General features: G+C 56.5%; 37 protein-coding genes. 1 reads left to right on the top strand and 36 read right to left on the bottom strand.

Features of this window, described 5'->3' with window-relative positions:
• Window positions 1-15 precede the first annotated feature (15 nt).
• Together FO488_RS07150 and FO488_RS07145 are read right to left on the bottom strand one after the other, a co-directional pair.
• On the bottom strand, window positions 16-1,701 hold the full coding sequence (locus FO488_RS07150) for an AarF/ABC1/UbiB kinase family protein (RefSeq protein WP_149209923.1): 1,686 nt from the start codon (window positions 1,699-1,701) through the stop codon (window positions 16-18).
• Window positions 1,702-1,815: 114 nt separating this feature from the next.
• The gene (locus tag FO488_RS07145) at window positions 1,816-2,112 is read right to left on the bottom strand and encodes a phasin family protein (protein WP_149209922.1); all 297 of its coding nucleotides are present in this window, start codon (window positions 2,110-2,112) and stop codon (window positions 1,816-1,818) included.
• Window positions 2,113-2,271: 159 nt separating this feature from the next.
• Between FO488_RS07145 and FO488_RS07140 the strand changes: the two genes are divergently transcribed.
• Window positions 2,272-2,724 (top strand): YaaR family protein, encoded by a 453-nt coding sequence (locus FO488_RS07140; RefSeq protein WP_149209921.1) that lies wholly within the window; start codon window positions 2,272-2,274, stop codon window positions 2,722-2,724.
• 99 nt (window positions 2,725-2,823) lie between these two features.
• Here the strand turns inward: FO488_RS07140 and rplQ are convergent, their stop codons facing one another.
• The 34 genes from rplQ to rpsL form a co-directional block, all read right to left on the bottom strand.
• A complete protein-coding gene (gene rplQ, locus FO488_RS07135; RefSeq protein WP_149209920.1) occupies window positions 2,824-3,348 on the bottom strand; it encodes a 50S ribosomal protein L17 in 525 nt (174 codons plus the stop codon).
• 39 nt (window positions 3,349-3,387) lie between these two features.
• A complete protein-coding gene (locus tag FO488_RS07130; RefSeq protein WP_149209919.1) occupies window positions 3,388-4,410 on the bottom strand; it encodes a DNA-directed RNA polymerase subunit alpha in 1,023 nt (340 codons plus the stop codon).
• A 73-nt stretch (window positions 4,411-4,483) separates the two neighbouring features.
• On the bottom strand, window positions 4,484-5,110 hold the full coding sequence (gene rpsD / locus FO488_RS07125) for a 30S ribosomal protein S4 (protein ID WP_149209918.1): 627 nt from the start codon (window positions 5,108-5,110) through the stop codon (window positions 4,484-4,486).
• A 30-nt stretch (window positions 5,111-5,140) separates the two neighbouring features.
• Window positions 5,141-5,536: a 30S ribosomal protein S11 gene (gene rpsK / locus FO488_RS07120; RefSeq protein WP_149209917.1), complete on the bottom strand. Its 396-nt coding sequence runs from the start codon at window positions 5,534-5,536 to the stop codon at window positions 5,141-5,143.
• Between the two features lie 25 nt (window positions 5,537-5,561).
• Window positions 5,562-5,930, bottom strand: a complete 369-nt coding sequence (gene rpsM / locus FO488_RS07115; protein WP_149209916.1) for a 30S ribosomal protein S13 — start codon at window positions 5,928-5,930, stop codon at window positions 5,562-5,564.
• Between the two features lie 22 nt (window positions 5,931-5,952).
• On the bottom strand, window positions 5,953-6,066 hold the full coding sequence (gene rpmJ / locus FO488_RS07110) for a 50S ribosomal protein L36 (RefSeq protein WP_149209915.1): 114 nt from the start codon (window positions 6,064-6,066) through the stop codon (window positions 5,953-5,955).
• A 22-nt stretch (window positions 6,067-6,088) separates the two neighbouring features.
• Window positions 6,089-6,799 (bottom strand): type I methionyl aminopeptidase, encoded by a 711-nt coding sequence (gene map, locus FO488_RS07105; protein WP_240732208.1) that lies wholly within the window; start codon window positions 6,797-6,799, stop codon window positions 6,089-6,091.
• Between the two features lie 22 nt (window positions 6,800-6,821).
• Window positions 6,822-7,484, bottom strand: a complete 663-nt coding sequence (locus FO488_RS07100) for an adenylate kinase (protein WP_149209913.1) — start codon at window positions 7,482-7,484, stop codon at window positions 6,822-6,824.
• A 1-nt stretch (window position 7,485) separates the two neighbouring features.
• A complete protein-coding gene (secY, locus tag FO488_RS07095) occupies window positions 7,486-8,793 on the bottom strand; it encodes a preprotein translocase subunit SecY (protein WP_149209912.1) in 1,308 nt (435 codons plus the stop codon).
• A complete protein-coding gene (gene rplO, locus FO488_RS07090; RefSeq protein WP_149209911.1) occupies window positions 8,793-9,236 on the bottom strand; it encodes a 50S ribosomal protein L15 in 444 nt (147 codons plus the stop codon). The genes secY and rplO overlap by 1 nt, the downstream gene beginning before the upstream one ends.
• Window positions 9,237-9,250: 14 nt before the next feature.
• Window positions 9,251-9,430, bottom strand: coding sequence for a 50S ribosomal protein L30 (rpmD, locus tag FO488_RS07085; protein WP_149209910.1), 180 nt, complete (start codon window positions 9,428-9,430; stop codon window positions 9,251-9,253).
• Between the two features lie 20 nt (window positions 9,431-9,450).
• A complete protein-coding gene (gene rpsE, locus FO488_RS07080; protein WP_149209909.1) occupies window positions 9,451-9,939 on the bottom strand; it encodes a 30S ribosomal protein S5 in 489 nt (162 codons plus the stop codon).
• A gap of 20 nt (window positions 9,940-9,959) precedes the next feature.
• A complete protein-coding gene (rplR, locus tag FO488_RS07075; RefSeq protein ID WP_149209908.1) occupies window positions 9,960-10,325 on the bottom strand; it encodes a 50S ribosomal protein L18 in 366 nt (121 codons plus the stop codon).
• A 19-nt stretch (window positions 10,326-10,344) separates the two neighbouring features.
• On the bottom strand, window positions 10,345-10,884 hold the full coding sequence (gene rplF, locus FO488_RS07070) for a 50S ribosomal protein L6 (RefSeq protein WP_149209907.1): 540 nt from the start codon (window positions 10,882-10,884) through the stop codon (window positions 10,345-10,347).
• 26 nt (window positions 10,885-10,910) lie between these two features.
• Entirely contained in the window at window positions 10,911-11,309 is a 399-nt protein-coding gene (rpsH, locus tag FO488_RS07065; protein WP_149209906.1) for a 30S ribosomal protein S8, read from the bottom strand.
• Between the two features lie 41 nt (window positions 11,310-11,350).
• Window positions 11,351-11,536, bottom strand: coding sequence for a type Z 30S ribosomal protein S14 (locus FO488_RS07060; protein ID WP_149209905.1), 186 nt, complete (start codon window positions 11,534-11,536; stop codon window positions 11,351-11,353).
• An 18-nt stretch (window positions 11,537-11,554) separates the two neighbouring features.
• Window positions 11,555-12,094, bottom strand: coding sequence for a 50S ribosomal protein L5 (gene rplE, locus FO488_RS07055; RefSeq protein ID WP_149209904.1), 540 nt, complete (start codon window positions 12,092-12,094; stop codon window positions 11,555-11,557).
• Between the two features lie 21 nt (window positions 12,095-12,115).
• Window positions 12,116-12,442, bottom strand: coding sequence for a 50S ribosomal protein L24 (gene rplX, locus FO488_RS07050; protein ID WP_149209903.1), 327 nt, complete (start codon window positions 12,440-12,442; stop codon window positions 12,116-12,118).
• A gap of 19 nt (window positions 12,443-12,461) precedes the next feature.
• The gene (gene rplN, locus FO488_RS07045; protein ID WP_149209902.1) at window positions 12,462-12,830 is read right to left on the bottom strand and encodes a 50S ribosomal protein L14; all 369 of its coding nucleotides are present in this window, start codon (window positions 12,828-12,830) and stop codon (window positions 12,462-12,464) included.
• Between the two features lie 17 nt (window positions 12,831-12,847).
• Complete coding sequence (rpsQ, locus tag FO488_RS07040; protein ID WP_149209901.1) at window positions 12,848-13,105, bottom strand: 30S ribosomal protein S17; 258 nt, start codon at window positions 13,103-13,105, stop codon at window positions 12,848-12,850.
• A 10-nt stretch (window positions 13,106-13,115) separates the two neighbouring features.
• Window positions 13,116-13,304, bottom strand: coding sequence for a 50S ribosomal protein L29 (rpmC, locus tag FO488_RS07035; RefSeq protein ID WP_149209900.1), 189 nt, complete (start codon window positions 13,302-13,304; stop codon window positions 13,116-13,118).
• A complete protein-coding gene (rplP, locus tag FO488_RS07030) occupies window positions 13,294-13,716 on the bottom strand; it encodes a 50S ribosomal protein L16 (RefSeq protein ID WP_149209899.1) in 423 nt (140 codons plus the stop codon). The genes rpmC and rplP overlap by 11 nt, the downstream gene beginning before the upstream one ends.
• Window positions 13,717-13,749: 33 nt before the next feature.
• Window positions 13,750-14,382: a 30S ribosomal protein S3 gene (gene rpsC / locus FO488_RS07025; RefSeq protein WP_149209898.1), complete on the bottom strand. Its 633-nt coding sequence runs from the start codon at window positions 14,380-14,382 to the stop codon at window positions 13,750-13,752.
• Between the two features lie 19 nt (window positions 14,383-14,401).
• Window positions 14,402-14,737, bottom strand: coding sequence for a 50S ribosomal protein L22 (gene rplV / locus FO488_RS07020; protein ID WP_149209897.1), 336 nt, complete (start codon window positions 14,735-14,737; stop codon window positions 14,402-14,404).
• 15 nt (window positions 14,738-14,752) lie between these two features.
• Window positions 14,753-15,031: a 30S ribosomal protein S19 gene (gene rpsS / locus FO488_RS07015; RefSeq protein WP_149209896.1), complete on the bottom strand. Its 279-nt coding sequence runs from the start codon at window positions 15,029-15,031 to the stop codon at window positions 14,753-14,755.
• Between the two features lie 22 nt (window positions 15,032-15,053).
• Window positions 15,054-15,878: a 50S ribosomal protein L2 gene (gene rplB, locus FO488_RS07010; protein WP_149209895.1), complete on the bottom strand. Its 825-nt coding sequence runs from the start codon at window positions 15,876-15,878 to the stop codon at window positions 15,054-15,056.
• A gap of 22 nt (window positions 15,879-15,900) precedes the next feature.
• Complete coding sequence (locus tag FO488_RS07005; protein ID WP_149209894.1) at window positions 15,901-16,185, bottom strand: 50S ribosomal protein L23; 285 nt, start codon at window positions 16,183-16,185, stop codon at window positions 15,901-15,903.
• The gene (rplD, locus tag FO488_RS07000; protein ID WP_149209893.1) at window positions 16,182-16,805 is read right to left on the bottom strand and encodes a 50S ribosomal protein L4; all 624 of its coding nucleotides are present in this window, start codon (window positions 16,803-16,805) and stop codon (window positions 16,182-16,184) included. Before rplD ends, FO488_RS07005 begins: the two co-directional genes overlap by 4 nt.
• Before the next feature lie 21 nt (window positions 16,806-16,826).
• Window positions 16,827-17,456, bottom strand: a complete 630-nt coding sequence (rplC, locus tag FO488_RS06995; RefSeq protein ID WP_149209892.1) for a 50S ribosomal protein L3 — start codon at window positions 17,454-17,456, stop codon at window positions 16,827-16,829.
• Between the two features lie 28 nt (window positions 17,457-17,484).
• Complete coding sequence (gene rpsJ, locus FO488_RS06990) at window positions 17,485-17,793, bottom strand: 30S ribosomal protein S10 (protein ID WP_149209891.1); 309 nt, start codon at window positions 17,791-17,793, stop codon at window positions 17,485-17,487.
• 18 nt (window positions 17,794-17,811) lie between these two features.
• Window positions 17,812-19,002, bottom strand: a complete 1,191-nt coding sequence (tuf, locus tag FO488_RS06985; RefSeq protein WP_149209878.1) for an elongation factor Tu — start codon at window positions 19,000-19,002, stop codon at window positions 17,812-17,814.
• A 42-nt stretch (window positions 19,003-19,044) separates the two neighbouring features.
• Window positions 19,045-21,123, bottom strand: a complete 2,079-nt coding sequence (gene fusA, locus FO488_RS06980; RefSeq protein ID WP_149209890.1) for an elongation factor G — start codon at window positions 21,121-21,123, stop codon at window positions 19,045-19,047.
• 33 nt (window positions 21,124-21,156) lie between these two features.
• A complete protein-coding gene (rpsG, locus tag FO488_RS06975) occupies window positions 21,157-21,627 on the bottom strand; it encodes a 30S ribosomal protein S7 (protein ID WP_149209889.1) in 471 nt (156 codons plus the stop codon).
• A gap of 31 nt (window positions 21,628-21,658) precedes the next feature.
• Window positions 21,659-22,030 carry a 30S ribosomal protein S12 gene (gene rpsL, locus FO488_RS06970; protein ID WP_149209888.1) on the bottom strand — a complete coding sequence of 124 codons (372 nt, stop codon included), beginning with the start codon at window positions 22,028-22,030 and terminating at the stop codon, window positions 21,659-21,661.
• Window positions 22,031-22,233: the final 203 nt, after the last annotated feature.

Genomic DNA, 22,233 nt, shown 5'->3' with positions numbered 1-22,233 from the left:
TCTGTGTGCCGCCTGCTACAACCTGCCCGAACGGATGATGCCGTAGACCCACCAGAGGCCGATCAGCCCGGCCGCCGTGTACCCCAGGAAGGCCAGCACCGGCAGGCCGAACAGTTGCGGCCCGCGCTCGATCTGCATGATGATCGACGAGCCGATGATCAGGGCCGCCAGGATGAGGCTGGAGGAGAGCCGGTTGATGGAGCGGTCGAAATCGGCGGTAAACTTATCCAGACCGCGGTGTTCCAGGTCGATCTTGAACTTGTTGCGGTTGACCCGGTTGATGAACTCCTTGAGATCCCGGGGGAGATTGCGCGCCAGACTGAGATACGATTCCACGGTGGTGTTGATGTCGTGGGCCACCCGCCGGGGCGACATGCGCCGGCGGATGGCCTTCTCCATGAAGGGGCGCAGGTGCTCTACCATGTTGAAGGCCGGGTCCAGGGAGCGCCCCATCCCCTCGATGATGATCAGCGATTTTGCCAGGAGCATGAGGTCCGGCTGGATGCGGATGCTGTACAGGGTAATGATCTCGATGAACTCCATCAGCATCCGCCCGACCTCGATCTCCTTGAGCGGGATCTCGTAGTAGCTGTCGATGAAGTTGGCAAGATCCCGCTTCAGGCCGCGCACGTCCAGGCTGTCGGAGACATCGCCGGCAAAGAGCAGCAGGGAGACCACCTGGTCCATGTCCCGGTTGACGATCGCCAGCAGGATGTCGCTCAGGAAGGCCCTGAGCTCCTCGTCCAGCCGCCCCACGATGCCGTAATCCAGAAGGCAGATGATATTGCCCGGCAGGATCATGACGTTGCCGGGATGGGGGTCACCATGGAAAAACCCGTGTTTGAGCACCATCTCCAGAAAGGCGTCGGCCCCCCGCTGGGCGATGATCCGCCGGTCGAGCCCGCCCCGTTCCAGCCGGTCCAGGTCCGAGACCTTGATGCCGTCCACATACTCGAGCGTCAGCACCCCCCGCGCGCTCTGCTCCCAATAGACGCGGGGGAAATAGAGCCACCCGCTCCGGGCGAAATTGTCCCGGATCTTCTCGATGGTGTGCCCCTCGCGGGTGAAGTCCATCTCCCGACGGATCGTGCGGGCAAACTCGCGCACCACCGCCACCGGTTCGTAGATCTCGCTGCCGGCCACATGGCGCTCGGCCAACTGGGCCAGGGACATGAGGGCGCCGATGTCCGCCTCCACCAGTTCCACCACGCCGGGGCGGCGGACCTTGATCACCACCTGTTCCCCCGTCCGCAGGCGGGCGCGGTGCACCTGGGCGATGGACGCCGCCGCCAGCGGCTCCGGGTCGATCTCGGCGAAGAAGTCGTGCAGCGGGCCATGCAGTTCGTGCTCCACCTGGGCCGTCAGTTCGGCGAACGAGAAACTGGGAACCCGGTCCTGGAGCTTTTCGAACTCACGCACAAAGGGGGCGGGAATGATGTCGGGCCGCGTGGAGAGGAGCTGCCCCAGCTTGACGAAGGTCGGCCCCAACTCCTCCAGAGCCAGGCGCATCCGCTCGGCGGCCGAAAGGCGGGCGATGTCCACGGCGTCATGGCGCAGGAGCCGTCTGCCCCGGGCCGCAATATCGTGCAGCCCCAGCGCCTCCAGGGCGTGGTCGAAACCATAGGCGCTCAAGACCCGGGCGATATTCCAGTAGCGGCGGATGCTGCGGATATTCCGGTTGATTTTGAAAAAAGAAAACATGGGCTATTCCCGACGACAGATATCCACCAGGGCACAGCGGGCCGCAACGGGCGCGCGCCTGCCATCACCCAGCACGTGGCACGGGTTTGACGACACGGATTCCCGGCATCACGTTCAACCGCTGTTGCGGGACTCCAACTCCTGCACCCTGGCAACCAGACGCTCGTACTCGTCGCGCGACACCAACCCGAGCCGGTCAACCACCTTGCGGACCTCGATCTCCGCCATCTCCCCGATCTTGTCCTTGCTCTCCTGGGCGATGCCCTGGATCCGGTCAACGAAATTCCGGCCTTCGTCCTCGCTCAGCTTGTACTTATCCCGCATCTCGTTTACCAGCTCTTCGGCCCTTTTCTGGGTAATGGCAGCGGCCCCGATGGCGGTCATGACCGTCTTTTCCAATAAATCCAGCATAGTCGCCCCCTTTGTCTCCTGACGTGCACAGCCCGGTAACGGCTGCAAGCATATCACAAGCGGCAAACGATGCAAACGTGATTGTTGCATTTTCGCCGCAATTGCCTCGAAGGGGAAGAGTATGGTATGGTAGCGGGACTAAGCGACAGAGGGGTGTGAATGCGGATCAGGGATGCGGTGGCAACGCCGGGGATCGGGAAACAGAGCAGGAATTCGCCCGCCATGAAGAGCGGCGCGGGGGCCACGTCGCCCTTTGCGGCCGAGTTGACCAACCAGCAGTCCGAGATGTCGTCCTATGAGCAGGAGGTGGAGAACCTGCGCCACGAGATCGGGATGGTCGGAGACAAACTGGCGGACGAACCGACCCTGCCCAACTTCAAAAAGTTTCGCGATCTGCTGAGCCAGTTGGCCAAGCGGATCTCCAACGAGGCCTATCGACTGGAAAAGATCGGCGGGACACCGCAGAATCCGCGCACCTTCGAGATTATCACGATCATCAACGCCGAGGCGGACAAGCTGTACAACCTCATCGTCCAGGACCACCGGGACAATATGGCGATCACCGCCAAGGTCATCGGCATCAAGGGGCTGGTGGTGGACCTGATAACCTGACGGCACGGCGGGCGCAAAAAAGAAGACAAAAAAGAGGCAAGGGTATGTATCCCTTGCCTCTTTTTTGTTCGTCCATTGCCGTACGGGAGCGGCAGGCGCCTAGTCAGCCTTGGCTTCGCATACCTCTTCCGGCTCCACGATTTTGGTCTGTTCGGCAGCCGGCTCGGTCGCCGGTTCGGCGGCAGGTGCCGCCTTCTTGGCCGCAGCCTTGCGGGCGGGGGCCTTGGCCGCCTTCGGCGGAGTCGCCGGGGCCGTCTTGGTTTTCATCTCTTCTTCCACCAGTTCGATCAAGGAGATCGGAGCGGTGTCGCCTTGGCGAATGCCCAGTTTTATGATGCGCGTATAGCCACCGGGGCGGTCTTTGTAACGCGGAGCAATGGCCGAGAAGAGCTTCGTCACGACGGATTTTTCACGGATATATGATGCAGCCTGCCGCTGGGCATGCAGATCGCCACGTTTGCCAAGAGTGATCATCTTTTCGGCAACGGAACGTATTTCCTTTGCCTTGGCATCGGTTGTCGTGATCTTTTCATGGTTCAAGAGCGAGGTGACCATATTCCGGAACATCGCTTCGCGATGGCTCGTCTTCCTGCCAAGTCTCCTGCCCGCTTTGTTATGACGCATAACGCATTCCTTTCTGAAACGATTGGCTAATCCTGGGAATTACTCTTCTTCCTTCTTTTCGCCACGCAGGCGGCGCATGATCTCGGGATCGGGGAACTCGTCCAGCTTCATGCCGAACGTCAGCCCCATGTCGCTGAGAATGTCCTTGATCTCGTTCAGGGATTTGCGACCGAAGTTCTGGGTCTTCAGCATCTCCGCCTCGGACTTGGAAACCAGTTCGCCGATCAACTTGATGCCCGCATTCTTGAGGCAGTTGGCGGAGCGTACCGAAAGCTCCAGTTCATCCACCGTGCGGTACAGGTTTTCGTTGATCTTGTCCTTCTCTTCCTGGGACTCTTCAATCAGGCTCGGTTCCGACTCCTCGTCGAAATTGATGAAGATGCTCAACTGCTCCTTCATGATCTTGGCGGCATAGGCCACCGCGTCTTCAGGATTGGCGCTGCCGTCGGTCCAGACTTCAAGGGTCAGCCTGTCGTAGTCCGTCATCTGGCCCACGCGGGCGTTGGATACGGTGAAGTTGACTTTCTTGATGGGCGAATAGATGGCGTCGATGGGGATGGTTCCCACCGGGGCCTTTTCATCGCGGTTGCGATCGGCCGGGACATAGCCCTTGCCCATCTTGACCGACATCTCGATCTCGAGATTGGCATCCTTGCCGCAGGTCAGGATGTGGTGGTCGGGATTCATTACTTCGACAGCGTGGCCGACGAGAATATCGCCCGCAGTAATGACCCCCTCCCCTTTATGTACGATGCGTATGGTCGCCTGATCGGCGGTGTGCAGCTTGAGGCGCACACCTTTGAGGTTCAGGATGATATCGGTCACGTCCTCGGTCACGCCCTGGATCGTGGAGAATTCGTGTAACACACCCTTCATGCGGACCGAGGTGATGGCCGCGCCCTGGAGGGTCGACAGCAGAATCCTTCTCAAAGAGTTGCCGAGCGTGGTGCCAAACCCGCGCTCAAAGGGTTCGGCGTAAAACTTGCCATATGTATTTGAAAGTGTTTCTTTTTCTACTTGAAGCTGCTTTGGCCTGATCAGATCTCGCCAATTTTTATACATTACAACCTCCTCCGGAGGATTAGTGTCCGGTCATGGACATGAGGCGCAGGGCGCCGCGCAGGTCTCCCGGGAATTACTTCGAGTAGAGCTCGACGATCAGCTGTTCCTGGATCGGAGTCGTGACATCTTCACGAACCGGCAGGTTCTTGATGAGCCCTTTGAAGGCGTCGCGATCAAGTTCGAGCCACTGGGGAACACCGCGCCGCACGACCGCTTCCAGAGAATCGGTGACGGCAACGATCTTCTTGCTCTTTTCGCGCAGTTCGATGACATCGCCCACCTTGAGCTGGATGGAGGGGATATTCACCTTGCGGCCGTTGATGGTGAAGTGACCATGACGGACGAGCTGGCGCGATTCCGTGCGGGAAGAGGCGAATCCCAGCCGGTAGACAACATTATCGAGGCGCCGCTCGAGCAGGGACAGCAGGTTTTCACCGGTAACCCCTTTCATGCGGTCAGCTTCCTGAAAGTAGCCACGGAACTGTTTTTCCAAGAGGCCGTAGATACGACGAACCTTCTGCTTCTCGCGAAGCTGCACGCCGTAGTCAGAGGTTTTTGAACGGCCTTGGCCATGCTGCCCCGGAGGATAATTGCGGCGTTTGATGGCGCACTTATCGGTGTAGCAGCGTTCCCCTTTCAGAAACAATTCCATGTTTTCTCTTCTGCACAGACGGCATGAAGGTCCTGTATAACGAGCCAATGAAAACCTCCTTGATATGAATGACGCGAGTTAAACTCTTCTACGTTTGGGGGGGCGACAACCGTTATGGGGAATCGGTGTCACATCCTTGATGAAACTGATCGTGAAGCCGGCGGCCTGGAGGGCGCGAAGAGCGGACTCGCGGCCCGAGCCGGGACCCTTGACGTACACCTCGACGCTGCGCATGCCGTGTTCCTGGGCCTTTTTCACGCAATCCTCGGCAGCGATCTGGGCGGCAAAGGGCGTGCTCTTGCGGGAACCCTTGAAACCTTTGGCGCCGGCGGTGGACCAGGCCACGACATTACCGACCGGGTCGGTGATCGTGATGATCGTATTGTTGAATGTCGCCTGGATGTGGGCAACACCGTTGGATATATTTTTGCGTTCCTTCTTCTTGCGGACGACTTTCTTCGCAGGACTTGCCATTCGAATTCTCCAGAGCTAAATGGGATTATTTCTTTTTGCCGGCAACGGTGCGGGCAGGACCTTTACGCGTACGGGCATTGGTCTTGGTGCGCTGGCCGTGGCACGGGAGGCCTTTTCTGTGACGAAGGCCGCGATAGCAGCCAAGATCCATGAGCCGCTTGATATTCATCGAAATTTCACGGCGAAGATCCCCTTCGACCTTGCAGTTGCGGTCGATTTCGTCGCGAAGACGAGAGACTTCGGCTTCAGTCAACTTGTCCGTGCGGGTGTCGGGATCTATCTGTGTGGAGGCAAGGATCTGCTCTGCTGACGAATTACCGATACCATAGATATAGGTGAGAGCAATCACGATCCGTTTGTTTTTTGGTAAGTCAATACCTGCAATGCGTGCCAATTGTAAATCCTCCTTTAGTTACTCATCCTTGACGCTGAGAATGCTTAGGGATGTCACAGATAACACGTACCACACCCTTGCGTTTGACAATCTTGCATTTGTCGCAAATCTTCTTAACCGATGCTCGTACTTTCATATTACTCCCCTTCACATGCTTGCTAAATGCGTGTCAGAATATCAGGACCCTTATCGGTTATGGCAACCGTATGTTCGAAATGTGCCGAGAAACCGCCGTCGCGGGTGATGGTCGTCCAACCGTCCTCAAGGACTTCGACCTCGTACGACTTTTCGTTGACCATGGGCTCGATGGCCAGCACCATGCCCGGCTTGAGCCGGACCCCGGTGCCCGCGGCGCCGAAATTGGGCACCTGCGGTTCCTCATGAAGCTTCCTGCCGATGCCGTGTCCCACAAAATCGCGCACGACGGAAAAACCTTGTGCCTCAACGTGCGTCTGGACCGCGTGGGAGATGTCGTGCAGCCTGCCGCCGGCCACCGCTTTGTCTATGCCGGCATACAGCGACTCTTCCGTTGCCTTGAGCAACGTTGCGATCCGTGCCGGCACGGCTCCCACCGGGATGGTCAGGGCGGCATCGCCGTAAAATTCGTTATAGAGGACACCGAAATCGAGGCTGATGATATCCCCCTCTTTCAAGGGGATCTTCGTCGGCATCCCATGCACGACCACGTCGTTGGGGGAGCAGCACAAAGCGTTGGGGTACTTGCAATACCCCTTGAACGCGGGCTTTGCGTTGCGGCGCCTGGTCTCGGAATCGGCGAACTCGTCCAGTTCTGCGGTGGTAACCCCGGGTTTTACCCGTTCGCGGAGCAGGAGGAGTATTTCTGCAACGATCTTGCAGGCGGCTCGCATCTTCTCAATCTCTCGGGGAGATTTAAGGACGATCACCGACGCTGCCTTCCAGTAATGAGCAGATCTGCCCCTGAATGTCCTGGATCGTGCCGTTGCCGTCAATATGACGCATCAGGCCCCGCTGCTCAAAATAATCCTTAAGCGGCGAGGTCTGCTCACGATACACATCCAGGCGATTCTGGACCGTTTCTTCGCGGTCGTCGTTGCGCTGAACCAGGGCGGCACCGCAGACATCGCAAATTCCGGCGACCTTCGGCGCATCATAGGCCACATGGTAGCCTTTGCCGCACGAAGGGCAGGTACGCCGGCCGGAAAGTCGCTGCACGATCTCGGCGCCGTCCACCTCGAGGGAAACGACATGATCGATGTGCTTGCCCACCCCATCCAGCAATGCAATAAGTGCATCGGCCTGGGGGGTCGTGCGCGGAAAACCGTCGAGAATGAAACCGTTATGACAGTCCTGCTGCGAGATCCGTTCCTTGACCAAGCCGAGGACGATCTCGTCGGACACGAGCCCGCCGGCATCCATAATCGACTTGGCGGCAACGCCGAGGGGCGACTGCGCCTTGACGGCGGCACGCAGCATGTCGCCGGTCGAAATCTGGGGAATACCGAAGCGCTCGACGATAAACTGGGCCTGGGTGCCTTTACCGGCCCCCGGAGGGCCAAACAGGATGACATTCATCCTATTTTCTCCCCCTGATCCTGACGCCCTTCAAGAACCCTTCGTAATTGCGGGTAATGAGGTGCGACTCGATCTGGGCGACCGTATCCATGCCAACACCGACAGCGATCAGCAGCGCAGTCCCTCCGAAATAGAACGGGAGATTGAACTTCCCGATCAGAATTGAGGGCAGCACGCACACTATCGATATATAGATGGCGCCGGCAAACGTGAGCCGCGTCAGGACACTGTCCATAAAGTCGGACGTCTCTTTTCCCGGACGGATGCCGGGAATATAGCCGCCATGCTTTTTGACGTTCTCGGCAACATCTACCGGGTTGAATGTTACAGCCGTGTAGAAATAACAGAAGAAGACGATGAAAGCAACAAAAAAGATGTCATATACCAGGTTGCCGGGCGTTAAACTTTTGGCGGCCTTCTGCACCCAGGGAATATTGATGAAGTTGGCGACCGTTGCCGGGAACATGATGATGGACGAAGCGAAGATCGGCGGTATGACGCCCGCCATGTTCACCTTCAGCGGCAGATGGGAGGTTTGGGCATTGAAGGTCTTCAACCCCACCACGCGTTTGGCGTAGTGAATGGGGAGACGCCGCTGCCCCCGCTCCACAAAGACGATGCCGGCGATAACGGCGAACATCAGGGCCAGCACAAAGATAAGCACGAACAGGGAGAGCTGGCCGGCGTTCAGCAGGCGGGCGGTATTGCTCAATGCCGTCGGGATTCTGACCACGATCCCGGCAAAGATGATCAGGGAGATGCCGTTGCCGATCCCCTTTTCGGACATCTGCTCGCCGAGCCACATGATAAAGGCGGTGCCGGCCGTCAGGGTGATGACCGTCATGAGGCGGAAGCTCCAGCCCGGGTTGGGGACGACCAGTTCGCCGGCAGGTCCGCGCATGCTTTCCAGGCCGATGGCAATGCCGAGGCCCTGCACGACGCTCAGCACCACCGTGCCGTAGCGGGTGTACTGGACGATCTTCTTGCGCCCGGATTCACCCTCCTTGGAGAGTTTTTCTATGGCCGGGACCACGACCGTCAGCAGTTGGAAGATGATCGACGAGGAGATGTACGGCATGATGCCCAGGGCAAATACCGTCAAACGTTCAAGTGCACCACCAGAAAACATATCGAACAGGCCGAGGAGCGTCCCCTGGGCCTGCTTGAAAAAATGCGCGAGCGCGATTCTGTCGATACCGGGTGTCGGTATATGGCATCCGATACGATAGACAGCCAACATCCCCAAGGAAAAAAGCACGCGTTTCTTCAACTCGGGGATCTTGAAAATATTCTGGAGTGCGTCGAACACTAGGCCTTCTCCTCGACAGACCCGCCAGCGGCAACAATCTTCTCTTTGGCGGATTGGCTGAATTTATTGGCAGTGACCTTGAGAGATTTCGTGATATCGCCGTTACCAAGGATCTTGACCAGACCGTTGGTGCCCTTGACCAGGCCTTTGGCAGCCAGTGCGGCGGCATCCACTTCGGCGCCGGCCTCGAACACGTCGAGTTGGCTGAGGTTCACCACAGCATACTCAATGCGCTCAAGAGGCGTAAAACCGCGCTTTGGCAGCCTGCGCTGCAGAGGCATCTGGCCGCCCTCGAAGCCGGCCTTGATGCTACCGCCGGAACGGGCCTTCTGTCCCTTGTGACCCTTCGTGGCGGTCTTGCCGTGGCCGGAACCGGTGCCGCGACCGATGCGCTTCCTATCTTTTGTCGATCCCAGTGCGGGTCTCAGTGTGTTCAAATCCATATATTCCACCCCTTTTACTTCGTCACTTTCAGCATGTGGCCGACTTTGTTGATCATCCCCTGCACTTCCGGAGAGTCGGGCCGGGTAACTGTCTGGTTGAGACGGGAAAGGCCGAGGCCGGCGACGATATCGCGATGCTTCTTGGTTTTCCCGATAGTGCTCTTGATGAGTGTGATTTGTAGCGTGCTGCTCATGGTATCCTCACTTCAGTCGATTATTCGGTTATTCCACGGCGTGCGGCGATCTCTTCAGGGGTCTTCAACCGCTCAAGGCCGGCGAAGGCAGCCTTCACCACATTGTGCGGGTTGTTGGAGCCAAGGCATTTGGAAAGGATGTTGTTGATCCCGGCAGCCTCAAAGATGGCGCGTGCCGCACCGCCGGCAATAACGCCCGTACCAGCGGATGCAGGCTTCATCAGAAGCCGGCCGGCGCCGAACCTGCCTTCGATTTCAAAGGGGATGGTCTGATGCTGGTTGACCGGTACCTTGATGAGGTTCTTCTTGGCCTGCTCCACACCCTTCCGGATTGCCTCGGGTACTTCGTTCGCCTTGCCAAGACCATAACCGACGTAGCCGTTGCCGTCACCCACCACGATCAGGGCAGAAAAGCTGAAACGACGACCACCTTTAACAACTTTGGCAACGCGGCTGATATGAACGACACGGTCCGTGAGATTCAGTTCCGCTGGATTGATTCTGCTCAATGAAAGCCTCCTCGTATGCTTTAGAAACGCAGCCCGGCTTCGCGGGCTCCGTCAGCAAGTGCCTTGATTCTGCCGTGGTACAGAAAACCGTTACGGTCGAATACCACTGATGAAATGCCTTTTTCGATGGCCAAGCGGGCGATTTCCTTCCCCACATAGGTAGCCGCAGCAACGTTGCCAGTGTAAGCGAGCTCGGCAGAGTCGGAAGTAAGGGTTGAACAGGCAGCCAGGGTAACGCCTTTGGTATCGTCGATCAACTGGGCGTAGATATGGCGTGCGCTCTTGAACACGTTCAGGCGGGGGCGCTCGCTGGTGCCCTGTATCTTTTTACGGACACGGACCTGGCGTTTGAGACGGATGATGGTTTTAAGTGCGGTCTTTGCCACAGAAATCTCCTTATAAAGACTATTTCTTACCGGTCTTGCCGGCTTTTCTCAAGATAGTCTCGTCAGCATACTTAACGCCTTTGCCCTTGTAGGGCTCGGGTGCGCGGAATGATCTGATCTTGGCGGCGGTCTGCCCCACCAGTTCCTTGTCGGCGCCCTTGACGGAGACCTTGGTCATCTTGTCCACATCGATGGCAATGCCTTCCGGGATCGGGAAATTTATGGGATGGGAGTAGCCGAGGCTCAAAACAAGCTCTTTCCCCTTAACTTCGGCACGATAGCCGACGCCGTTGATTTCAAGATCGGTCTGGAAGCCTTTGGTCACGCCGACGACCATATTGTTGATCAGGGTGCGGGTCAGGCCGTGGGCGGCGCGTGCGGCGGCGCTCTCGTCGTTCCTGACGACCTCTACCGAGCTCTCGCCGACATTGATCGTGACGCAGGACATTACCTGGCGAGCCAGCTTGCCATTGGGCCCCTGTACGGAAACCAGCGTATCATCCAGGACGATCTTTACCCCTTTGGGTATCTCTATGGGGAGTTTCCCTATTCTCGACATCTCTGCTTACTCCTTGATCGCGATGTTTACCAAATGGTACAGATAAGCTCACCACCGACGCCGGCCTGACGGGCGGCATTGTCGGTAATGATTCCCTTGGATGTTGACAGGATGGCAACACCGATACCGTTCTTGACGACAGGGATATCCTCGGCCTTGGTATAAACCCGGCCACCCGGCTTGCTGACGCGTTTGATCTCGTTGATCACGCCATCCTTCTCGTCGATATACTTCAGATAGATCCTCAGGACACCCTGAAGATTGTCGGAAATAACCTTATAATTCTTAATAAAGCCTTCCTGCTTCAATACATTGGCTATATTGACCTTCAGGTTAGAGGAAGGGATATCTACCTTCTGCAGCTTGACCATATTGGCGTTGCGTATCCTGGTCAGCATATCTGCGATTGGATCTGTCATGGACATCGTGCGTGTGCTCCTATCTAGTGTACTTCAAGTTCGATTGCTTACCAGCTGGACTTGATTACGCCGGGGATCTGGCCTATGGACGCATACTTGCGAAGGCAGATCCTGCACATCTCAAACTTGCGATAATATGCTTTGGGCCTTCCGCAGACCGGGCAACGGTTATGCTGGCGGACCTTGAACTTAGGCTTGCGCTGCGACTTGATGATCATTGAGGTTTTTGCCACGGAAATCCTCCAGTTATCTTAGTTCCTGAACGGCATGCCCAGGTACTTGAGAAGCGCTTTGCCTTCCTCGTCGGTTTTGGCGCTTGTTACGATCGTTATATTCATACCCTTGATCTTGTCAATGGTGTCATAGCTGATTTCAGGGAAGATGAGCTGCTCCTTGATGCCAAGGGTGTAATTACCCTTGCCGTCGAAGGCTTTGCCGGAAACGCCCTTGAAGTCGCGAACCCGGGGAAGCGCTACGTTCATGAGCCGGTCCAGGAATTCGTACATGCGGTCCCGGCGCAGGGTCACCATGCAGCCGATCGGCATGCCCTGGCGCAGCTTGAAGGTCGCGATGGACTTCTTGGCTTTGGTGATAACCGATTTCTGTCCGGTAATGGCGTTCAACTCGGCGGTTGCGGAGTCAAGGATCTTGACGTTCTGGATAGCTTCACCAAGGCCCATATTGACAACGACCTTCTCGATGCGCGGAACTTCCATTATGTTCTTATAATTGAAATCCTTGCGCAGCTTGGCAATGATTTCGTTATCATACAATTCCTTTATACGGGCCATGGTAATGGTATCTCCTTCGAACTATTTCTCAATGGAAGCGCCGCATTTAACGCAGTTCCGTTGTTTTTCGCCATTTTCCAGTACCGTATGGCGGGTCCTGACAGGCTTGGCGCACTTGGGACAATAGGGCATGACATTGGAGATGTGGATCGCGGCTTCTTTCTCCTTGATGGTGCCCGCCTCGTTGCCGCGTGCCTTCACATGACGCTTGACAAGGTTGAGCCCCTCAACGATCACACCATTCTTTTTGGGCAGCAGCTTGAGAACCTTGCCGGTCTTGTTCTTTTCCTTGCCGGCAACAACCATCACCGTATCGCCCTTGCTGACATGAGATTTCATGGCTTGCATCTACGTTCTCCGATTCAGATTAAAGTACTTCCGGTGCGAGGGAAATGATCTTCATGAATTTCTTTGCGCGCAGCTCCCTGGCAACAGGGCCGAAGATACGCGTTCCCACAGGCTCTTTCTGGTTATTGATGACGACGCCGGAATTATCGTCGAAACGAATATATGAACCATCGGGGCGGCCAAGCGCTTTTGCGGTCCTGACGATAACCGCCTTGACCACATCGCCCTTTTTCACCTTCGAGTTAGGCAGAGCCTCGCGGACGGAGGCCACAATGATGTCGCCTACCCCGGCATATTTACGTTTCGAGCCGCCAAGCACCTTAATGCAAAAGAGCTTCTTGGCACCTGAATTATCGGCTACATCCAGTATTGATTGCATCTGTATCATTACTCGGTACCCCTGTCCTAAGAGATGCTTTCGATGATCTGCTTCAGGCTCCAGCGCTTGTCCTTGCTCAAGGGGCGGCATTCGATGATCTGAACGCGGTCGCCGACCTTGCAGACGTTCTGCTCGTCATGGACTTTGTACTTCACGCTGCGCTTGATATATTTGTTATAAAGTTGGTGCTTTACAAGACGGTCAACCTTGACGACAACCGTTTTCTCCATCTTGTCGCTCACCACGACACCCAACTGTGTTTTTCTGTGGCCACGTTCACTCATCAGTTGCTCCCTATGCCTTGCTCTCGGTAATAATAGTGCTGATCCGGGCAATATCTTTGCGGATAGTCTTCAGCTTGGCGGTATTTTCGAGCCTGCCGGTGTGCAGCTGGAACGTGAGGTTGAACAGTTCCTGGGTGAGTTCACCCTGCTTCTTCGACAGCTCGTCGGCCGACAGATTGCGCAACTCATTAGGCTTCATGGTCGCCTCCCCTGGTTATGAACTTGGTGGAAACGGGCAGTTTATGAGCGGCAAGTCGAAGCGCCTCGCGGGCAATCTCCTCGCTGACACCTTCCATTTCATAAAGAACGGTTCCCGGCTTGACAACACATACCCAGGAATCGGGCGAACCTTTACCCTTGCCCATCCTGGTCTCGGCGGGCTTCGCGGTCAACGGCTTGTCCGGAAACACGCGGATCCAGATCTTGCCACCCCTTTTGACGTAGCGGGTCATGGCGATACGGGCTGCCTCAATCTGACGGGAGTCCACCCAACCGCATTCGGTTGCCTGCAGGCCGAACTCGCCGAAGGAGAGTTCGATACCGCGACACGGCTTGCCGGTCATACGGCCCTTCATCTGTTTTCTATGTTTTACCCTTTTAGGCATTAACATTGATGCATACTCCTGTAGCGCAAAATAAGGATGTTACTGACCGGGGAGGATTTCACCCTTAAAGATCAGAACTTTGATTCCAATGATGCCGTAGGTCGTCTTGGCTTCTGCGAACCCGTAATCGATATCTGCACGCAGAGTATGCAGGGGAACGCGGCCTTCACGATACCATTCGGTGCGGGACATTTCAGCGCCGCCGAGTCGCCCGGAACAGGTGATCCTGATTCCTTTGGCCCCGAATTTGAGTGCGGACGTCACACTCTTCTTCATGGCGCGGCGGAAGGCGATCCGACGCTCAAGCTGGAGGGCCACGTTCTCGGCCACCAGTTGGGCATCCAGTTCAGGCTTGCGGACTTCGTGGATATTGATGAACACTTCCTTGGAAGTCAGCTTGGCCAGATCCTTCTTGATCGTCTCGACCTCGGAGCCCTTCTTGCCGATGATCAGGCCCGGCCGTGCGGTGTGGATGTTGATCTTGGTCTTGTTGGCCGCACGTTCGATTTCAATCTTGGAAACGCCGGAATTGTACAGGCGCTTTTTCAGAAATTTCCGAATTGCCAGGTCTTCATGCAGATGCTTTGCATAGTCAGCTTCCGCATACCACTTGGAGTCCCATGTTTTAACGACACCAAGCCTGAAACCTATCGGATTAACTTTTTGTCCCAAACTACACCTCCAGGAAAAACTATTTCGTATCGGAAAGAGTAACCGCTATGTGGCTGGTCGGTTTGCGAATCTTGCTGGCACGCCCCATGGCGCGCGGCGTAAAACGCTTCAACACGGAGCCGCCATCGACGTATATGGTCTTCACAAACAACTTATCAACGTCGGAGACACCCTTCTGCTCTGCATTGGCAACCGCAGACGTCAGCAGCTTGGAAATAAGCTTGGCTGAAGGTTGCGGAAGAAAACGCAACGTATTGAGTGCATCCTGTATTGCCTTGCCCCTGACAAGATCCACCACCAGGCGAGTCTTACGAGGCGAAAGTCGTGCAAGTGTCAATTTTGCGCTGGATTCCATTTCAAACTCCCCTGATTACTTCTTGACTTTACTCTTCTTGTCGGCGGCATGGCCGTGAAACGTTCTCGTAGGTGCAAACTCACCCAGCTTATGGCCGACCATATTCTCGGTCACGAAGACCGGAATGAACTTGCGGCCATTGTGGACGGCAAGACTGAGGCCGATAAAATCAGGCGTAATGGTTGAGCGACGCGACCATGTCTTGATGATTTTTTTCGAGTTGGGCCCTTCTGTCTGCACCTTTTTGATCAGGTGCCCATCTACGAAAGGTCCTTTTTTTATTGAACGTGCCATGATGTATCAGCCTCTCAACGTATTATTTGGTACGCTTCTTCACAATGAAGCGATCGGAAGACTTGTTGGTCCTGGTCTTGTAGCCCTTGGTGGGGATACCCCAGGGGGTTACCGGGTGACGACCGCCGGAGGTGCGGCCTTCGCCACCGCCATGGGGATGGTCAACCGGGTTCATGGCGACACCACGGACCTTGGGGCGTTTGCCGAGCCAGCGCGAACGACCGGCCTTGCCCACGTTGACGTTCTCATGGTCGATGTTGCCGACCTGGCCGATGGTGGCATAGCAATCCTGGAGGATCAGACGCACCTCGCCCGACGGCAGCTTGATCTGGGAATACTTGCCTTCCTTGGACATGAGCTGGGCAAAGGTACCGGCGCTTCTGGCCAGCTGTGCGCCCTTGCCGATCTTGAGCTCAATGTTGTGGATGATCGTACCCAGCGGTATCGCGCGGAGCGGCAGAGAGTTGCCCGGCTTGATGTCGGCCTCGGGACCGCTGATGACCGTATCGCCCACCTTGAGGTTGAGCGGCGCCAGGATGTAGCGCTTCTCGCCGTCGACGTAGTTCAGAAGCGCGATGCGCGCACTACGGTTCGGGTCATACTCGATGCTCGCCACCGTGGCCGGTATATTGCGTTTGTCACGACGGAAGTCGATGATGCGATATTTCTGCTTGTGGCCGCCACCGATGTGACGTGCGGTAACACGACCCAGCGCGTTTCTGCCGCCCGACTTCCGCAGCGAAACGAGAAGGGACTTCTCAGCCGTTGTTGTCGTAATCTCTTCAAAAGTCGAGCAGGTCTGGTGTCTGCGTCCTGCCGATGTTGGTTTATAACTCTTGATTCCCATTGTGAACCCCGAATACTAGTAATTAAACCTCAAAAAAATCTATGGACTGACCCTTCTGGAGGGTCACATAGGCCTTTTTCCAGTTGGAACGCTTGCCGAAATTCTTGCCGACGCGCTTGACCTTGCCGGCCACGTTGACGGTGCGGACATCGTCGACCTTGACCTTGAAGAGCGTTTCGACAGCCTGTTTGATCTCAATCTTGTTGGCATCCCTGTCAACGACGATGGAAACCGTATTGGAGGTATCGCTGCCAAGCGAGGTCTTCTCCGTGACGTGAGGCTTTTTAATAATGGAGTAAATGTTCATTTCTGCAACGCTCCTTCAACGGTCTGAACCGCATCCTGCGTGAAGATGATGTTCTTGTACTTCAGCATGTCGTGAACGTTAAGGGCGCTCACTTTCAAAAGCTTGACATGCGGTACGTTCCGCGCAGAAAGGTAGAGATTATTGCTTGGGCTATCGGTGACGATCAGGGACTTCTCAAGTTCGAACCGCTGCATGAAGCCGGCAAAATCCTTGGTTGAGATCTTGTCGAAATCGAGCTTGTCGAGCACCGTGATGCTTTCGCTCTTGTACTGGAACGAAAGGAGCGAACAGAGTGCGGCGGCACGGGCTTTCTTGTTCATGCTCAGGTTATAGGTCTTGGGCTGCGGACCGAAGGCAACGCCACCACCCGGATACTGAGGGGCCCGGCTGCAGCCCTGACGGGCATTGCCGGTGCCTTTCTGTTTGAAAGGCTTCTTGCCGCCGCCGGAAACGGCCGCGCGGTTCTTTACCGCCACGGTCCCGGCTCGTCTGTTGGCAAGCTGGATACGGAGTGCCTGGTGAATGAGATACTCCTTCACCTCGGTGCCGAAGACTGCGTCCGGCAACTGCACCTCGCCCACCTGCTGTTTGTTCATGTTATAAACCGCTATCGAAGGCATACTGTTACTCCCGATTGATTACTAAGCTTTGACACTCTGTTTGATGAGGACGATATTGTTGGCATGGCCAGGGATCGCCCCCTTGATCAACAGCAGGTTATCGGCAGAAACCACACGTACGACCTGGAGTCTCTGCACGGTTACACGTTCGTTGCCCAACTGCCCCGGCATCTTCTTGTTCTTGAAGACATGGGAAGGGGTGGCGGAAGCGCCGATGGAACCGGGCGCCCTGTGGAAGCGCGAACCGTGGGAAGCACGACCACCCTTGAAGTTCCAGCGCTTGATGACGCCCTGGAAACCTTTGCCGATGCTGGTCCCGGTAACATCCACATAATCGCCGGGCTGAAACTGATCGAGGGTAAGGGTATCGCCAACATTCAGCTCGGCGGCGTTCTCGAGTTTGAACTCGCGCAGGTACCTGAAGACGCCCTGGCCGGCTTTCGTGCAATGCCCCAGGAGGGGCTTCGTGGTGTTGGCGGCGCTCACCTGCTCGAAACCAATCTGAACCGCCGTATAACCATCGCTATCGGTGGTTTTTTTCTGAACGACGACGCAGGGGCCAGCCTGAACAACCGTAACCGGAACCTTGGTGCCGTCTTCCAGGAATATCTGGGTCATGCCCAGTTTTTTTGCGATGATACCTTTCTTCATAGCCATTCCTATTCAGTCGTATTATCCGTTACAGTTTGATTTCAACGTCCACACCGGCGGACAGGTCCAGTTTCATCAGGGCATCCACGGTCTGCTGCGTAGGATCGAGAATGTCGATCAGACGTTTGTGGGTCCGAATTTCAAACTGATCCCGGGACTTTTTATCAACGTGCGGTCCACGGAGAACGCAGTACTTATTGATGGTCGTCGGCAGCGGGATCGGTCCGGCCACGCGGGCTCCGGTCCTTTTCGCCGTTTCAACGATTTCGCCTACCGAAACGTCCAGCAACTTGTGGTCATATGCCTTAAGGCGGATTCTGATCTTCTGGCTCTGCATTGATATCCTCGTAACGTTTTATTCGATGATCGAGCTGACGACGCCGGCGCCAACGGTACGGCCACCTTCACGGATGGCGAAACGCAAACCTTCGTCCATGGCGATCGGGGTGATCAGTTTCACGGTCATGGCAACGTTGTCGCCCGGCATGACCATCTCAATACCCGCGGGAAGTTCGGCAACGCCCGTCACGTCCGTGGTACGGAAGTAGAACTGCGGACGGTATCCGTTGAAGAACGGAGTATGGCGGCCGCCCTCTTCCTTGGTCAGGACGTACGCTTCGGCCTTGAACTTGGTGTGCGGGGTGATGCTGCCCGGCTTCGCCAACACCTGGCCGCGCTCGATGTCCTCACGCTTCACGCCGCGCAGCAGCGCACCGATGTTGTCGCCGGCACGACCTTCGTCCAGCAGCTTGCGGAACATCTCCACGCCCGTAACCGTGGTCTTGGCCGTGGCCTTGATGCCGACGATCTCGACCTCTTCGCCAACCTTGACGATACCGCGCTCAACACGGCCGGTGGCAACCGTACCGCGACCGGAGATGGAGAACACGTCTTCCACCGGCATCAGGAACGGCTTGTCGATGGCGCGCTCCGGATCGGGGATGTAGGCATCGACCGCATCCATCAGGGCAATGATGGCCGGCTCGGCCAGTTCGCCCTTCTCGCCGTTCAGCGCCTGCAGGGCCGAACCTTTGATGATGGGAATGTCGTCGCCCGGGAAGTCGTAGCTGGACAGCAGTTCGCGGATCTCCAACTCCACCAGCTCCAGCAGCTCGGCGTCGTCCACCATGTCGGCCTTGTTCAGGAACACGACGATATAGGGTACGCCTACCTGGCGGGCAAGCAGGATGTGCTCACGCGTCTGGGGCATGGGGCCGTCGGCGGCGGACACGACCAGGATCGCGCCGTCCATCTGCGCGGCACCAGTGATCATGTTCTTCACGTAGTCGGCATGGCCCGGGCAGTCAACGTGGGCGTAGTGACGCTTGTCCGTCTCGTATTCAACGTGCGCAGTGGCAATCGTAATACCGCGCTCACGCTCTTCAGGAGCGTTGTCGATCTGGTCGAATGCCTTGAATTCGGCCTGACCCTTACCGGCCAATACCTTCGTGATCGCTGCCGTCAAAGTGGTCTTGCCGTGGTCAACGTGACCTATCGTCCCGATGTTTACATGCGGTTTGTTACGCTCGAATTTAGCCTTCGCCATGATAACAGGCCCTCCTCAGAGAAATGTTGGTAACGTAATTGATTAACCTTTTACTTTTGCGACTATATCATCCGCAACCGACTTGGGTACCGGTTCGTAGTGATCGAACGTCATGGTGTAGGTGGCGCGCCCCTGGGTAGCGGAACGCAGGTCCGTGGAGTAGCCGAACATGGATGCCAGCGGCACCATGGCGGTCACGACCTGGGCGCCGGCACGGGAATCCATGCCCATGATGCGGCCGCGCTTGGAGTTGAGGTCGCCGATGACGTCACCCATGTACTCTTCAGGGACAACGACCTCCACCGACATGATCGGTTCGAGAATAATGGGGCCGGCCTTGGCGCAGCCTTCCTTGAAGCCCATGGAACCGGCGATCTTGAACGCCATTTCCGAAGAGTCAACCTCGTGGTAGGAACCGTCGATCAGGGTGATCTTGACGTCCACCACCGGGAAGCCGGCCAGGACACCGTTATCGCAGGCTTCCAGCACGCCCTTGCCAACGGCGGGGATGTATTCGCGGGGCACGACACCGCCCTTGATGGCATCGACAAACTCAAAGCCCTTGCCGGCTTCCTGCGGCTCGACCTCGAGCCAGACATGGCCGTACTGGCCGCGGCCACCGGACTGGCGGACGAACTTGCCTTCCACCTTGACCTTCTTGGTGATGGTTTCGCGGTACGCGACCTGGGGCTTGCCCACGTTGGCCTCGACCTTGAATTCACGCATCAGACGGTCCACGATAATCTCCAGGTGCAGCTCGCCCATGCCGGAGATGATGGTCTGACCCGTTTCCTCGTCGGTCTTGACGCGGAAGGAAGGGTCTTCGCTGGCGAGCTTGGCCAGACTGATGCCCAGCTTTTCCTGGTCAGCCTTGGTCTTGGGCTCGATGGCGATGGAGATGACCGGCTCCGGGAACTCGATGGATTCGAGGATGACCTGGTTGTCCTCATTGCAGAGGGTGTCGCCGGTCGTGGTATATTTCAGGCCGACTGCGGCGGCGATATCGCCGGCATAGACCTCTTTGATCTCTTCGCGCTTGTTGGCGTGCATCTTCAGGATGCGGCCGATGCGCTCCTTCTTGCCCTTGGTCGAGTTGTAGACATAGGACCCGGCGGCAACCACGCCGGAATAGACGCGGAAGAAGGTCAGCTGGCCGACGAACGGGTCGGTCATGATCTTGAAGCCGAGGGCGGAAAACGGCTCGGCGTCGGACGCCTTGCGATCCACCTCTTCACCGCTGTCCACATCGATACCCTTGATGGCGGGGATGTCCAGCGGAGAAGGCATGTAATCCACGACCGCGTCGAGCAGGTTCTGCACGCCCTTGTTCTTGAACGAGGAACCGCAAATGACCGGGCAGATCTGGATGTTGATGGTGCAGGAACGGATGGCAGCCTTGATCTCGGCCTCGGTCAGCTCTTCGCCGCCCAGGTACTTCTCCATGAGCGCATCGTCGTGACTGGAGATCTCCTCGATCATCTTCTCACGATATTCCCTGGCCTCTTCAAGCAGGTCGGCCGGAATCTCTTCTTCGTGGAACTTGGCGCCCAGGGCCTCTTCTTCCCAGATGATGGCCTTCATGGTGACCAGGTCGATGACGCCTTTGAAATTCTCTTCCTTGCCGACCGGAAGCTGAATCGGGAGCGGATTGGCCTTGAGCCGATCCTTGATCATCTGCACGCCGCGGAAGAAGTCCGCGCCGATACGGTCCATCTTGTTGATGAAGGCGATGCGGGGTACATGATATTTGTCGGCCTGACGCCAGACCGTTTCGGACTGGGGCTCGACGCCGCCAACCGAACAGAATACCGCGACCGCGCCGTCGAGAACACGCAGGGAGCGCTCCACCTCAATGGTGAAGTCCACGTGGCCCGGGGTGTCGATGATGTTGATGCGGCAATCTTTCCAGTTACAGGTGGTCGCAGCAGAGGTGATCGTGATGCCACGCTCCTGCTCCTGCTCCATCCAGTCCATGGTGGCAGTACCCTCGTGCACTTCACCAATCTTGTGAGAAACACCGGTATAGTAAAGGATGCGCTCGGTCGTCGTCGTCTTGCCGGCGTCGATGTGAGCCATGATCCCAATATTTCTGTATTGTTCAAGCGGTGATAAGCGGGGCACAAAATCCTCCAAAAAAGTGATGCTGTTGAATGATTACCAACGATAATGGGCGAAAGCGCGGTTGGCCTCGGCCATCTTGTGAACGTCTTCACGCTTCTTGACGGCGGCGCCCCTGTTGTTGTAGGCGTCGAGGATTTCGCCGGCAAGCTTGTCCTTCATGTTTTTTTCGCTGCGGGCGGTCGAGTACTTGATCAGCCAGCGCATGGCCAGAGACATGCGGCGATCCGGGCGAACCTCGATGGGCACCTGATAGGTGGAACCGCCAACACGGCGCGACTTGACTTCCAGCATCGGCTTGATGTTGTCGAGGCTCTTCTTGAGCACCTTGAGAGCCTCTTCGTTGCTCCGCTGGGCAACCAGATCGAGCGCACCGTACAGGATCGACTCGGCAACGCTCTTCTTGCCAGCCAGCATCAACGTATTGATCAGCTTGGCAACCACCTTGTCGCTGTATTTCGGGTCCGGCAGAATGATTCTTTTGGGTACTTCTCTTCTTCTTGGCATATCTATCCCCTCAGCAAATCAGGTCAAATATCTATTTCGGACGCTTGGCCCCATACTTGGAGCGGCTCTTCTTGCGGTCCTTCACGCCGACCGAGTCAAGAGTGCCACGAACGATGTGATAACGAACACCCGGAAGGTCCTTGACCCTGCCGCCACGAATCAGGACAACGGAGTGCTCCTGAAGATTGTGACCGACACCCGGAATATAGGAGGTAACCTCAATCCCGTTGGTCAGACGCACCCTGGCAACCTTACGAAGAGCCGAGTTCGGCTTTTTCGGGGTAGTCGTATAAACCCTCGTGCAAACGCCACGCTTCTGGGGACAGCACTTCAGCGCAGGCGCCGTCGATTTGTCCTTCTTCTTTTCCCTGCCCTCACGAATCAACTGATTAATCGTTGGCATAGTCGCATTATTCTCCCAGCACAAAAATATCCAGACACACTGATTCACCCCTCACGAGAGGCGAATTGTGAAACTAACAAATTTTAAACGCAAATGTCAACCCAATTGTGCCCGCTTCCACAAAAAAACAGGACACTACGCACAAGCCGGAAAACTTGCGCAGCCGACAAACAATACAACAACAATGGTTTTGGTTCCGAGCC

The sequence above is a fragment of the Geobacter sp. FeAm09 genome (assembly GCF_008330225.1).
In the GTDB taxonomy this organism is placed as follows: domain Bacteria; phylum Desulfobacterota; class Desulfuromonadia; order Geobacterales; family Pseudopelobacteraceae; genus Oryzomonas.
Note: the sequence above shows the minus strand (reverse complement) of the source record. Positions and strands in the feature narration are given on the sequence as shown.